Here is a 12,522-nt window from a genome sequence, read left to right on the forward strand (position 1 = left end):
GCGAGAAATCAGCCTTTGACGAGGCGGAACATCGGCATGGTCATGCAACAGTCAAGAGCTTCGAACCGTGCGGACAGCGCCCAGGTCTGCGAATTCTTGAAAGCGATCATCATGCCCTCTGCTGAAGTGATGTCGTGGAATGTTGACGATCAACACCGTATCAGTAAACTCAATTGCTCAACAATAGTTGAGTATGATCGTCGTCATCATTCGTCACAGAACTTTCAGCCGCCCTCTTCCCATAGGCCACCCCAGGATGTAATACTTAGCCTTATGGTTAAGTATTCGGATGAGCTCGATGCGATGTTCTCAGCATTGGCCGACCCCACTCGCCGCAGCGTGATCGCGCGTCTCGGGCGGGGGCCGGCCAGCGTCGGAGAGCTTGCCGAGCCGTTGTCGATCTCGCTGCCGTCGTTCATGAAACATGTGCGCAGCCTCGAATCGTGCGGCCTCATCCGGACCGAGAAGTCCGGGCGCGTGCGCACCTGTGTGCTCAACCAGGATCGGTTCCATCTGCTCTCGGGTTGGCTCGAGGAACAGCGGCGCATCTGGGAACGTGCCACCGACCGGCTCGAACAGTTCGTCACCACGGGTTCCGTCGACTCCGACGGGCCCACCCCCACCAAGGAGGAATCATGACCACTCAGCTCTCTCGCACACGAAATCAGAATCCAGACCTCGACCTCAGCATCCAGCGGATCATCCACGCCCCGAAGCAGGCCATCTGGGACGCTTGGACCACGCCGGATCAGCTGGCCCAATGGTGGATTCCGGCGCCCCTGAGTCTGCGCGTGGATTCGCGCGAGCTCGCTCCGGGCGGTGCCTTCGTCACCCGGATGAGCGAAGACGGCACCGAGTGGCATCCGCATGTCCATGCGGTGTTCCTCGTCATCGAGGAAGGCGGCCGCCTCGTGTTCACGAACGCCGTCAGCAGCTCCTGGCACCCTTCGCTGCCGGACCCGGTGGCGATGACCACCGAGATCATCCTCGGCGACCATCCCGACGGCACCGACTACCGCGCCATCGTGCGGCACGGCAGCCCGGAGCAGCGCGCCCGGCATGAGGAGCTCGGGTTCTTCGACGGCTGGGGCACTGTCACCGACCAGCTGGCTGCCGCAGTGGAGTGAGCCCGGCCGACAGGACGAGCGAACCCATCAGCAGGCCGGCCGCCACGACCGACCAGATCATCGGCGCGATTCCGACGAGGAGGGCGATCGCAATGCCCATCGTGGCCGCTCCGACAGCGACGATGGCGCGCGCCCGCGAGCTGAATGCCTGGACCGGGAAACCCTGCGGAAGGACAGCACGGACAAGCGCTGAGAGGCTGCGACCGACTGCGGCCAGTCGCTGTTCGGAGGGGAACGGGATCCGCTCCGCGGCCATGGCGACCAGCGCGGAGAGTCCCATGACTGCAAGCAGCCACGGCAGACGCGTCGCCCACCACCATCCCGACTCGATCTCGGGAAGGATGAACTCGGCGACGATGCCTGTCGGCAGGTCGAGCAGAATCCCCGTCGGGAAGCCGACGGCTGTCTGCGCCAGCCATCCGAGACCTCCGATGAGGACGATGACGACGCTCATATGCCACAGGTAGACCTGCATTCCGTAGGTATTGCCCCAGGCGATGACCCGCGCCGATAACTGGGCGGTCAGGATTCGGGAGGAAGGGGCCGCCGCAGTGGGGGCCGCCTCGGCGGGGACTTCTCCTGGAACCATCGTCGACTCTGCGGACGGCTGATCGACGTCGAGCGCCCGATTCAGCCGGGCGTGGCACAGCCGCAGCACGCAGAGCTGTGCCACGCCGAGCAGGACGAGGGCGCCGGTCGGCGGATTGAGGTTGACGAGCATATTCGGGCTGTACACCCCGGCTGCCACGAGTCCGCCGAGGAGACCCAGAGCGGCCGCAAGCGCCGACCACACCACGGGACGGCTGATCGGGCGGTCGGAGGCATCGGCGAAGAAGAACCCGAGCTGTTGGATCAGCGGCCAGACGACGACGAAGTTGAGATAGCCGAGGCCGGCAATCCCTGTCGTTCCGGAGAGAACGTCGACGGCGATGACGGCACCGGCGAGGACTGCCAGGGACCGCCTCGGCGCTCTTTCATGGAAATGGACCGCTACCGGCACCAGCGAGGACAGGCCGAGATAGACGGCGAGGAACCACAGCGGCTGGCCGATGCGGCGGCTCGCCTCGGCGATGAGTTCGGAGGAAACGCCCATGTCAGCGGCCGCGGACAGTCCGATTCCGGCAATGACGACGAGGACAGCTGTGGGTACGGCGAGGCGGCGCAGTCGGGCACGCAGGTAGTCGGTCCAAGTTCCGCCTCGGGCACGGGTGCGCCGCCATCCGGTGATGCCCGCGTATCCCCCGATGATGAAGAACAGGGGCATGACCTGGAAGAACCAGGACGCTGCGGCGAATCCGGCGGTCGTCGACAGCGCGACCGTCGGCGCCACTGTGCCGTCGGAACCGAGCACGGCCGGGCTCATCATCGAGTGGAGGATGACCACGACGACGAGGCAGCCGAACCGGATGAGGTCGATGGCCTGGTCACGGTGGGGTGTGGCGGCGGTGTGGGTTTCGCGAGCCCGAGGTTCGGCGGGCGGGGCGACCGCGCTCTCGGGGGTTCGGACGACCTCGGTGCCGGCGGGCGGGGCCGGGCTGTTGAGCATGAGTGTCATGGCAGTTCCTTGTCAGAGTCGTTCAGTGCCGATCACAGGGAATCGGGGCGATGACACCGAAGTTAGGAACCGCGTCTGCCTCGGCACATCACGCCGGAGAGCCCACCTCTCCCCCGCCGACCGATACTTCCGAGGGATACCTTCGACCGGTCACCTCATACTCGCCGCGGCCGATCGTGTGAGAATGGCGATGAGCACGCACGACCACGCGGCCGCCTCGCTCGGCTACAGACGCCGAGCCCGGGCCGCCGATAATAGGAGAGAACCGTGACGATCGCCTTCGCGAAGACCTCACTGCCCATCATCGGTGCACCCATGGCCGGTGGGACGACGACGCCCGAACTCACCGAGGCTGTCGCCCGGGCCGGCGGATTCCCTTTCGTCGCGGGCGGCTATCTCACTGTCGAGGCCCTCGCTCCGCTTATCACACGGATGCGTGAGACGACCTCGAACTTCGGCGTCAACCTCTTCGCCCCGAATCCCGTTCCCGTCGATCGCGAAGCTTTCGACGACTTCGTCAGTGCGCTCGAACCGGTCGCTGCCGCTCGCGGGATCACGCTCGATCCCGAACCGGTCGAGGATGACGACCATTTCGACGACAAGCTCGACTGGCTCACCGAGCACCCCGTTCCTCTGGTCTCGCTGACCTTCAATCTGCCCACCGCCGAGGCGGTCGACCGCCTCCACGCCGTCGGCACTCAGGTCGTCGCCACGGTGACCACGGTTGCTGAGGCCCGTGCGGCCGCCGAAGTCGGGGTCGACGGGCTCATCGTCCAAGGTCCGCACGCCGGCGGACATTCGGGTACGGCCGATCCGACACGGACCATCGAGGACCGCGCGACCGTCGATCTCGTCCGTGACATCCTCGCCGAGGTGGACCTGCCCGTGGCAGCCGGCGGCGGAGTCGACGGTGAGGCTATGGTGGGAGAGCTCCTCGATGCGGGGGCGAGCTCAGTCGTCGTCGGTACCCTGCTGCTGCGCTCCGACGAGGCAGGAACGGCACCCACTCATCGGGCTGCACTGGCCGACGACGAGTTCACGGACACCCAGCTGACCAGGGCGTTCACCGGGCGCCCCGCGCGTGCGCTGGTCAATGACTTCGTGCGGACGTTCGACCCGATCGCCGTCGACGCCTACCCGGCGGTGCACCATCTGACGAAGGAGTTCCGCGCCGCGGCGAAGAAGGCCGATGACCCGCACGGCCTGCACCTGTGGGCCGGAACCGGCTACCGCAGCGCCCAGGACAGATCCGCGGAGACGATCGTCAAAGACCTCGGAGCCGGCTTCGCCCGCGAGTAGTCAGCGAGCCGGCGCCCCCCGCAGACGCCCCTCTCCGAACCGCGCCGCTCAGTTCCCGGCGACGACCAACCCGGACTCGTAGGCGGCGACGACGATCTGGGTGCGGTCGCGCAACCCGAGCTTCGACAGGATCCTCGAGACGTGGGTCTTCACGGTCTGTTCGGCGAGGTACAGCTGTTCGGCCACCTCGGCGTTGGCGTGTCCTTTCGCCACCAGGGTCATCACGTCGATCTCCCGGTCGGTGAGCTGACCGAGCACCGCGGTGTCCTTGGCCACGGTGGGCCCGGCGACGTATTCGGCGATGAGGCGGCGGGTCACCGACGGCGCGAGCAGCGATTCCCCACCGGCAACGACCCGGACAGCGGTGATCATGTCTTCGGCGGTGGCGTCCTTGAGGAGGAATCCGCTGGCACCGGCGCGGAGCGCGGAGAACACGTATTCGTCGGCGTCGAACGTGGTGAGCATGATGACTCGCGGGTGGTCCCCGGGCATGTTGAAGATCGCTCGGGTGGCGTCCAGCCCGTTGAGCGTCGGCATCCGAATGTCCATGAGGATGACATCGGGGCTCGTACGGCGGACGAGGTCGACGACGGCGGACCCGTCATCGGCGCTGCCGACGACCTGCATGTCCGACTGCGCGTCGAGCAGCGCCCCGAACCCCTGCCGCACCATCGCCTGATCGTCGACGATGGCGACCCTGATCGTCGTCTCCGACGGAGGCGGCACACTCGCCGAGGCGGCTCCCCCGTCTCCGTTCCCCGCGTCCTCAAATCCCGGCATGGTCCAAACCTACCGGACAGCGAGGTCGCAGTACCCGCGCAATCCCCGAGAATCCGCCGCTTGGGTCCGGTTTCGCGCAGATCTCATCCTCACGGGTGATACGTGCGGCGCTCATTTCACTCCTGCGTATGATGTGCCGGCGCATACCGGCTCCCTAACGTTCGAGTCATGATCATCACCGCCGTCATCCTCGCCACCGCAGCAGCGTTCTGCCTGGCCTTGGGTACCCACTTCCAGCAGCATGCCGTGGCCACCATGGCTCCGAGCCTGCGCCGTCGCGCTGCCTGGGCAACCGGGCTCGGCCTCATGGGGCTGGTCACGGTGCTCAACGTCATCGCGCTCGGACTCGGCCCGGTCGCCATCGTTCAGCCCATCGGCGCGGTCTCTCTCGTCTTCGCCGTCCTCATCGGCCGGCGGTACTTCGGGCTCCGCCTCGGTGCTCCGCTGCTCATCAGTATCGCGGTCACGCTCTTCGGGATCTTCTCCTTCGTGGCCACCTCGGCGAGGTTCGCCCACGACATCTCCGTGAACGCACAGTCGGTGACCTGGCTGCTCGCCGTGCTCATCGCCCTCACCGTCTTTGCGGGGCTGTTCTCGTTCAGCTCCGCCGGCCACATCCCCCGGGTCGTCATGACCGGGATCGTCTTCGGCACGGTCGCCGCGGCCACGCACGTCCTCGCCCGATCAGTCGTCATGTCGGGACTGCCCGGACTCGATACGTTCGGTCTGCGCTGGTGGGCGCTGCTGGGCGCGGTCGGCCTGGCCTCGGCGGCGGGGTTCTGGCTCGTCCAGACTGCGTACGCCTGCGGCCCCGCCGAGACCGTGCTGGCCGGCCTCACCGTCATCGATCCGATCGTCGCCGTCATCATCGGTGCCGCATTCTTCGGCGAGTACACGGGCCTGACTCCGCCGGCCACTCTCGGTCTGCTCGTCTCCGCAGCCATCGGCATCGGCGGAGTGTGGATGCTCTCGCGCTTCCACCCGAAGGTCCTCGAATCCCGCAGCACCGCTCGCACTCACACTGCGGTCGGCACCGCGCAGACGTCCTCGCACACAGCACAGGAAGGAATCACGCTGTGAACCACTCCCCCGATCTCACCTCCCCCGCACCCGCCGACGCGTACGCTGGAGACGTGCCCCGCCCAGCAGAGCCTCCGCAGATCGGCCCGAACTCCCAGGAGGCCGCCGATTCTCAGGCCGCAACCGCGCCGAGTTCGTGGTGGGCCCGGCTGTGGCACAATCTCGGCCGCGATGCCGGCCTCATCGCCCCGAGCCTGGTCATCTCCCTCATCGCGTTCCCGGTGCTCGTCACCCTGGTCTCCGTCTCGATCGCCACGGTCATCGTCTGGGTCGGCGTGCTCCTGTTGCCGCTGACGCTCACCGTCGCCCGAGCGTTCGGCAACCTCTCCCGTGTCCGTGCCCGTGCGTGGGGTGCCCCCATCACCGAGGCGGCTCCCCGTCCCCGTGGACGCGGACTCCGCTGGTGGTTGGCTCCGCTGTCCGATGCGCGTGCGTGGTTGGATCTGCTCTACGAAACCGTGTTCGCACTGCCGATCCGGCTCTTCACGTTCTCGATCTCCCTTGCCTGGTTCGCAGGCGGTCTTGGCGGGATCACGTTCTTCTTCTGGGGCAGGTTTCTCCCCGAAGACGAAGGCGACACTGTCGACTGGGTGGTCGCCTGGGTGACGAACTCCCCGGTCACTGACCTCGGGTTCTCCGCCGAGGCGACGTTCCAATTCGTCACGGGCATCATCCTGCTGCTGACTTTCCCCTTCATCCTCCATGCCATGGCGCTGCTCGAGATCGTTTCGATCCGCGCTGCCCTGTCGACTGACGGGGAAGCTGCCGCGATGCAGTCGGCGCAGTCGACTCATCCGGCGCAGTCGTCCGCACTGTCGACCATCGCCGGGAGTCAGGGGTGGTTCTGGCTCATCGCAGCGTTCGTCGGGGTCGTGCTCGTCGCGATCGCCTGGCCGGTGACCACCGTGCTCTACGGTGTCCCGACAGTCTTCGCGATGGTTCTTGCGTTCAGTCTCAGCGCCGCGCTCCTGCTGTCAGTGCGCTGGCCGATACCGGCGATCGGCCTCGGCCTCGTCGCTCAGTTGGCAGGCATTCTGCTCACTGCGGACGTTTCGGGAGCAGTCCGACCGTTCACGGTCACCTCGCTGCTGGCTCTCGTCTTCCTCCACCTCATCATCGGTCTGCGTCACCGCTGGATCCACCTCGTCGCACTGTGGTCGGGCAGTGCGCTCATCGGCGTGCTCGCCCTGGTCCTGCCGCATGCCGGCGAGCTGCCTGGGGCCTTATCGAACGTGATCACCACCGCGGCCGTCGCCGCCGGTGCCGGAGTCATCGGCGTCATCGGCAACCTGCTCATCAAAGGTCGCAGGCAGCTCGAATCCGAACGCGAACTCAGCGCCGCGGAGCTGGCGAAGCGACAGGAGTTGGAGGAGCGCAACCGGATCGCTCAGGAGCTCCATGATGTCGTGGCGCACAGCATGTCGGTCATCAGCGTCCAGGCGACGACGGCGAAGTACCGGCTGCCCGGACTCGATGAGCGCAGCCTCGGCGAATTCGATTCGATGGCGGGATCGGCCAGGCAGGCGCTCACGGAGATGCGTGGGCTGCTCGCAATCCTCCGCGGTGGCCGGGATGCCGACCTGGCGCCGCAGCCGACCGTCGATGACATTCCCGCTCTCGTCGATGTCACGCGCGGCTCCGGTGCGGTCGTCGATCTCGACTTCCCCACCGACCCCATGTCGCTGCCACCGACGACGAGCCTCACGGCCTTCCGGGTGGTTCAGGAGAGTCTGTCGAATGCGCTGCGGCATGCCGCCGGCGCACCCGTGGCGGTCACCGTCACAGCCATCGGCGCCCGGCTCGAGATCTCCGTGCTCAACGGGGAACCCGACGGCGGGGCGGATGCGGGTGGGCACAGCCACCTCGGCGGAGGTTTCGGCATCAAAGGGATGCGCGAACGCGTCGAAGCCTTGGGCGGGAGCCTGCAGGTGGGGCCGACCCAGCACCGTGGTTTCGAGGTCAGAGCGTCGCTGCCGATGGAGTGAAGGTCCGAGGAAAGCGCTGAGGCGGCGCGGATTCGCGCCGAATCAGGCAAGCGTCGGGCGTCCGGTGCCATACTGGAAGTCCCCTCATGCTTTCCCATTCGGAAGGACTGTTTCCCCATGTCACAGCCGCCTCCTTCGCCATCTGCATCTCCGCTTTCGCCGGCGACCGCCTCGGCGTCGGATCCGAAGGCACCGAGACGATCGGTGCGGATTCTGCGGCGCACGATCGCCATCATCATCGTCGTGGCTTTCAGCCTGGCTGCGGCCGGCGGGATCATCGTCCTCCTCGGCGACATCGAGTCCGAAGCGACGTACAAAGTCATCGGCACCACGGCTCTGACCGGCGCCGTCAGTGTCGCAGCGTTCTGCGGTGCCACGCTCATCGGTCGCCGGACCCAGTGGTTCGGGATCACCACGATCGGCATGGCTGCGGTCACAATGGCGCTGAGCCTGTGGTTCCTCTGGGGCGACCCCTATGCAGATCCTGACAGCTATGCACTCGAGGAGGTCCTCTTCCAAGCCCTGTCCTCGCTCGCCCTCCTCACCGCTGTCGCCTCGATATCCGCGCTCATTCTGCTGCTGGTGCCCCGGTCCTGGGTGGTGCGGGTCGGGCTGCCGATCACGCTCGGACTGCTTGCTCTCGGCACGAGCCTGGTTCTCGTCACGATCTGGGTGGAATCGGCGTGGGAGCTCGAGTGGCTGACCCGCCTCAACGGGATCGTATGGATCCTCGCCGCACTCGGGGTCGTCATCGTGCCGCTGACCTCGCTGCTGCTCAGGGCCGGGTCGAAGCCTGCGGGCGCCGACCGCGCCGGCGAGACGTCAGCCCGATCGACTCAACCGTCGTCGTCCCAGCCGGCGCCGGCCCTGTCGCCTTCGACGCTCGAGCGCCTCGAAGCCGCGGCTCGGGCCGAGGGCATCACGGTCGACGAGCTCGTCGATCGTCGTCTGGCCGCCGACTCGACACCGCCGGACGCCTCCGCATCCGGGCCGCAGTCCGAACATCCACGACACTGAGCCGGTCAGCGGTCGTTCGCGCGTGAGTCCTCGAACTCCTTGGGCACACGAGTGTCGATGAACCCTGCGACGAAAGCGCCGATGATGAGCAGGACGATGAGTGCGATGATGCCGCCGATTTCCCTGAACACGGGATTCGTGAAATCGAACAGCCCAGGCCAGATCGCAAAGACCGCCACACAGCACACTCCGATGAAACCGAAGACGTTGAGCGTCGTACCGCCGCGGGAACGATGACGTGGTCCGGTGTATTCGGAGGCCTTCTGTTTCGGCGTGCCGAACTCGGCGTCGGGTGTCGTCCCTGCCGCCTCCGCTCTGTCTTTGACCTCGTGGAGGACGGTGAGGACCTGGTCTTCTTCACACCCGCGCTTGCGCAGGTTCTGGGCAAGCTCGCTGTAGTAGCTCATGACAGGTTCGCTTTCGTTTCGGTGTCGGCATTCACATCGCTGTCCACCGCGGTTTCCTCGTTCTCTGGGCCGTCCCCGCGGGGACGCATCGGTTCACGGTCGGTCGGGCCGCCTCGGCGAAAGGACGATCCGCTTCGGCGGCGATGATCGAGGACGACGATGATGCCGAAGACGATCGGAGCCGTGATCGACATGACGACCTCGACTGTGGGGGCGCTCGTCGCATTGAGGTCGGCACCGGCGAGCACGCCCAGACCGAACGCGAAGACGTTGTTGACGATGTGGAAGGCGATTCCGGCCTCGAGACCGCCGGTGATGATGGTCAGGGTGCCGACGATGACAGCGAAGATGCCGACGTCGATGAGTCCCGGCAGGTCGTAGACGTGGCCGACGACGAAGAACGGCGCGGGGATGAGCACGGCCCACGCGGGGTGGCGCAGCCATGAGCCGATGATGTTCATGGCCAGGCCGCGGAAGACGATCTCCTCGGCCGTCGCCTGGAACGGAACGAGGAGGATGATGGCGATGAGCATGGCAAGCACTTGGCTGTTCCACACGATTCCCGAGGTCAGGTTGTTCATCGCCCCGTCGGAGAAGGTCACCATGATGATCGCGCAGACCACCCATACGGCCGCGCCGACCAGCAGATACCGGCCGACCTGCCCCCATCGCATGCCGCCGCGGATCGAGATCATCGAGGAGAACGAGCGCCGGTAGATGCATAGGGTCGCGAGCTCGGCGGCCGGCCACATGAGGATGACGCTGACGAGTCCGAAGAGGACGCCCGTGGTCGTGTTCATGTCGATGAGCTGGTCCGACCATGTGTTGAAGTCGCCGTCGGCGCCGAGGGCGAAGAGTGCCCAGACGAAGAAGCCGACGAACAGGGCGACGATTGCGATGAGGTAGAACACCGCGGTCAGGAGCGCCACGAGGATCGGCTTGAACCACCGAGTGTCCGGCAGCGCGGCGAATTGACGATGAAACGGCAGTGAGTGGGGTTGATTTCTCATGTCTCCACTCTTTCGAAACCGGCGGCCGCCCACCATCGGTCAAGGGCATGATTCATGTCATCCGATCGAATGAATGCGCACGTCAGGGCGCATCCGGCCGGGCTGCCGCGCCCTCGCGTCCGCTCCGAATTCATCCTTTCGGGCGACACCCTCGCGGCCCGCGCCCGGGTAGGCTCGAAGGGTGACACCTCGCCCCGCCCGCCGCCCGCTCGCGCATGCCCTCCTCTGGACCGGCATCTCCGCGGTCGTCGGCGCGCTCATCCTCTTCGTTGTCATCGGAAACCAGTGGCCGAACCCGAAACCCACCGGTGCTGAGGCGGACGCGCTCAGTGCCGAAATCTTCGTACACATCGTCTTCGGGCTCGTATCCTTCGTCTGTCTGCCAATCGTGCTCGTCTTCGACGGACGCCGGATTCCGCGCAAACAACTGCGTCCGAAGGTCCTTGCCTCAGAGAAGCTGCGCGAATTCCTCACAGTCACCGGTCACGGCGGTGATGAGTTCCTCGCCGCCGACGGATCCGTCGAATCGCTTCAGCGGCGACCGGGAGGCTGGATTCCCGTCACAGTCGGGATCATCGGCATACTCCTCGGCACGGTCAGCATCCTCGGCGCCTTCGCCGCTTCGATCATGCTCATCTCACTGTCGGCCCGGCGCAGTTGGGCCCTCGACTTCGTCGCACTCGCCGCCACATTGGCAGCCTTCTCAGCGACCTATGTGCTCACTCCACAGGCCGCGGGAGCCTTCGATCTTCCCGTGTTCGTCTTCGGCGGCACGATGTACGCCGTTATCGTCATCGTCGGTGTCATCCGCGGTGCCCGCGAGCAGGGCTTCATCGACTCCGCCGCCCAGACCCTGCTGCGCGAACGCTCCCGGCAGGACCGCGCCATCGCCGAGGTGCGACGCGGCATCGCCCGCGATATGCACGATTCCCTGTCCCACCACCTCTCCGTCATCGCCATGTATTCCGGTGCGCTGTCCGTGCGGCAGGACCTCGACCCCGACGAGGTGCGGGAGAACGCCCGCCTCATCGCCGATGCCGCCCGCCGCTCCGGCGTCGAACTCCGGGAGGTGCTCACCATGCTCCGCAGCGACGATCAGGGCACGGTCATCGACCCCGACATCGACCGCCTCGTCGCGGCCAGGGGCGACACCGCTGAGCTGCGCTACCTCGAACCGGTGACGGGCGCGGCGCTCCACCGGTGTGGGGCGCTCGAGCAGACGACTATCTACCGCTTCGTCCAGGAGGCGATCACGAACGCGGTCAAGCACGCACCAGGCCAGACGGTGACGATCAAGGTCGGCTTCGATGAGGCCGACGGTCACCTCGTGCTCGTCGCCAGCAATCCGCACACAGGCCTGGCCCCGGCCTTCCGCGCCGGAGCGCAGCAGCTCGTCTCCGGATCCGGGTTGGGACTGCTCGGACTGCGGGAGAGAATGGAGGCCATGGGCGGCGATCTCACCGTGACGACGACCCCGGAGTTCACCCTCCGTGCCCGCATCCCCGTCGACGCCGACATCTTCACAGACGGCGACGCCCCGGGTATGACCGAAACGACCGACCCCCGCGACGAGCAGGAGGCACAGCCATGAGCATTCGGGTACTCATCGCCGACGACGAATCGCTCATGCGCTCGGGTCTCAAGCTCCTCCTCGGCGCGGCGACCGATATCGAGGTCATCGCCGAGGCGGTCGACGGAGTCGAAGCCATCGACCTCGCCCGTCGGCTGAGTCCCGACCTCGTACTCATGGACATCCGGATGCCCCGTCTCGACGGCCTGGAAGCAGCTCAGACGCTGCTGTCCGATCCCGAACATCCGCAGGTGCTCATGCTCACGGCCTTCGGGACCGACGATTTCATCCACCGCGCCCTGCAGTCCGGGGCGGCTGGTTACATCCTCAAGGACACCCCGCCGGAAGAGCTCATCAACGCCGTCCGCGCGGCAGCCGACGGCACCCGCACCCTGTCGGCGACCGCCCTGGCCACGTTGATGTCGTCCCGTCCGGCCGCCTCGGCGCCGGGTCAGGATCCGCTGGCAAATCTGTCGACCAGGGAACGGGAGATCGCCGAGGCGGTCGCTCAGGGTTTGACGAACGCACAGGTGGCGCGGTCGCTGTTCGTCTCGACGGCGACGGTGAAGACCCACCTGGCGCGCATCTTCGACAAGCTCGAGGTGACCTCGCGGGTGCAGCTGGCGCTACTCGTCAACGCCCGCCGCTGACAATTCCAGTCAACGGCAGAGCCGCCCCTCCGCGACTGCGGA

Annotated in this window: 12 protein-coding genes; 8 read left to right on the plus strand and 4 right to left on the minus strand. The window is 66.5% G+C overall.

All coding sequences use genetic code 11. The features are described 5' to 3' along the window. Positions 1 to 273: 273 nt before the first annotated feature. Both HIM68_RS10140 and HIM68_RS10145 read left to right on the plus strand, forming a co-directional pair. Positions 274 to 639 (plus strand): helix-turn-helix transcriptional regulator, encoded by a 366-nt coding sequence (locus HIM68_RS10140; RefSeq protein ID WP_135810474.1) that lies wholly within the window; start codon positions 274 to 276, stop codon positions 637 to 639. Continuing rightward, the gene (locus HIM68_RS10145) at positions 636 to 1,127 is read left to right on the plus strand and encodes an SRPBCC domain-containing protein (protein ID WP_172171853.1); all 492 of its coding nucleotides are present in this window, start codon (positions 636 to 638) and stop codon (positions 1,125 to 1,127) included. The genes HIM68_RS10140 and HIM68_RS10145 overlap by 4 nt, the downstream gene beginning before the upstream one ends. Here HIM68_RS10145 and HIM68_RS10150 read toward each other — a convergent pair. Next, positions 1,096 to 2,682: an acyltransferase gene (locus tag HIM68_RS10150; protein ID WP_172171855.1), complete on the minus strand. Its 1,587-nt coding sequence runs from the start codon at positions 2,680 to 2,682 to the stop codon at positions 1,096 to 1,098. The genes HIM68_RS10145 and HIM68_RS10150 overlap by 32 nt on opposite strands. 267 nt (positions 2,683 to 2,949) lie before the next feature. Between HIM68_RS10150 and HIM68_RS10155 the strand changes: the two genes are divergently transcribed. Further along, positions 2,950 to 3,981 (plus strand): nitronate monooxygenase, encoded by a 1,032-nt coding sequence (locus HIM68_RS10155; protein ID WP_172171857.1) that lies wholly within the window; start codon positions 2,950 to 2,952, stop codon positions 3,979 to 3,981. 48 nt (positions 3,982 to 4,029) lie between these two features. On the opposite strand, the gene HIM68_RS10160 is transcribed toward HIM68_RS10155, so the two are convergent. After that, positions 4,030 to 4,761 carry a response regulator transcription factor gene (locus HIM68_RS10160; RefSeq protein WP_216657057.1) on the minus strand — a complete coding sequence of 244 codons (732 nt, stop codon included), beginning with the start codon at positions 4,759 to 4,761 and terminating at the stop codon, positions 4,030 to 4,032. Between the two features lie 168 nt (positions 4,762 to 4,929). On the opposite strand from HIM68_RS10160, the gene HIM68_RS10165 reads away from it, so the two are divergent. The 3 genes from HIM68_RS10165 to HIM68_RS10175 all read left to right on the plus strand — a co-directional run bounded on the left by HIM68_RS10165 (position 4,930) and on the right by HIM68_RS10175 (position 8,843). Continuing rightward, positions 4,930 to 5,841 carry a hypothetical protein gene (locus HIM68_RS10165; protein WP_172171859.1) on the plus strand — a complete coding sequence of 304 codons (912 nt, stop codon included), beginning with the start codon at positions 4,930 to 4,932 and terminating at the stop codon, positions 5,839 to 5,841. Further along, positions 5,838 to 7,826: a sensor histidine kinase gene (locus HIM68_RS10170; protein ID WP_172171861.1), complete on the plus strand. Its 1,989-nt coding sequence runs from the start codon at positions 5,838 to 5,840 to the stop codon at positions 7,824 to 7,826. The genes HIM68_RS10165 and HIM68_RS10170 overlap by 4 nt, the downstream gene beginning before the upstream one ends. A 117-nt stretch (positions 7,827 to 7,943) precedes the next feature. After that, complete coding sequence (locus tag HIM68_RS10175; protein ID WP_172171863.1) at positions 7,944 to 8,843, plus strand: hypothetical protein; 900 nt, start codon at positions 7,944 to 7,946, stop codon at positions 8,841 to 8,843. Positions 8,844 to 8,848: 5 nt separating this feature from the next. Here the strand turns inward: HIM68_RS10175 and HIM68_RS10180 are convergent, their stop codons facing one another. After that, positions 8,849 to 9,250 carry a hypothetical protein gene (locus tag HIM68_RS10180; RefSeq protein ID WP_172171865.1) on the minus strand — a complete coding sequence of 134 codons (402 nt, stop codon included), beginning with the start codon at positions 9,248 to 9,250 and terminating at the stop codon, positions 8,849 to 8,851. Next, entirely contained in the window at positions 9,247 to 10,260 is a 1,014-nt protein-coding gene (locus tag HIM68_RS10185) for a CPBP family intramembrane glutamic endopeptidase (protein WP_172171867.1), read from the minus strand. Before HIM68_RS10185 ends, HIM68_RS10180 begins: the two co-directional genes overlap by 4 nt. Before the next feature lie 181 nt (positions 10,261 to 10,441). Between HIM68_RS10185 and HIM68_RS19340 the strand changes: the two genes are divergently transcribed. Then, positions 10,442 to 11,851, plus strand: coding sequence for a histidine kinase (locus HIM68_RS19340; RefSeq protein ID WP_172171869.1), 1,410 nt, complete (start codon positions 10,442 to 10,444; stop codon positions 11,849 to 11,851). Further along, complete coding sequence (locus HIM68_RS10195) at positions 11,848 to 12,480, plus strand: response regulator transcription factor (protein WP_172171871.1); 633 nt, start codon at positions 11,848 to 11,850, stop codon at positions 12,478 to 12,480. The genes HIM68_RS19340 and HIM68_RS10195 overlap by 4 nt, the downstream gene beginning before the upstream one ends. Positions 12,481 to 12,522 lie beyond the last annotated feature (42 nt).

Origin of the sequence: Brevibacterium sp. CT2-23B (assembly GCF_013168765.1) — a bacterium.
GTDB classification, from domain to species: Bacteria; Actinomycetota; Actinomycetes; order Actinomycetales; family Brevibacteriaceae; genus Brevibacterium; species Brevibacterium sediminis.

Coding starts and splice junctions, on each gene's coding strand:
- HIM68_RS10140 (WP_135810474.1), top strand. CDS start 274: ATGGTTAAGTATTCGGATGAGCTCGATGCGATGTTCTCAGCATTGGCC.
- HIM68_RS10145 (WP_172171853.1), top strand. CDS start 636: ATGACCACTCAGCTCTCTCGCACACGAAATCAGAATCCAGACCTCGAC.
- HIM68_RS10150 (WP_172171855.1), bottom strand. CDS start 2,682: ATGACACTCATGCTCAACAGCCCGGCCCCGCCCGCCGGCACCGAGGTC.
- HIM68_RS10160 (WP_216657057.1), bottom strand. CDS start 4,761: ATGCCGGGATTTGAGGACGCGGGGAACGGAGACGGGGGAGCCGCCTCG.
- HIM68_RS10165 (WP_172171859.1), top strand. CDS start 4,930: ATGATCATCACCGCCGTCATCCTCGCCACCGCAGCAGCGTTCTGCCTG.
- HIM68_RS10175 (WP_172171863.1), top strand. CDS start 7,944: ATGTCACAGCCGCCTCCTTCGCCATCTGCATCTCCGCTTTCGCCGGCG.
- HIM68_RS10180 (WP_172171865.1), bottom strand. CDS start 9,250: ATGAGCTACTACAGCGAGCTTGCCCAGAACCTGCGCAAGCGCGGGTGT.
- HIM68_RS10185 (WP_172171867.1), bottom strand. CDS start 10,260: ATGAGAAATCAACCCCACTCACTGCCGTTTCATCGTCAATTCGCCGCG.
- HIM68_RS10195 (WP_172171871.1), top strand. CDS start 11,848: ATGAGCATTCGGGTACTCATCGCCGACGACGAATCGCTCATGCGCTCG.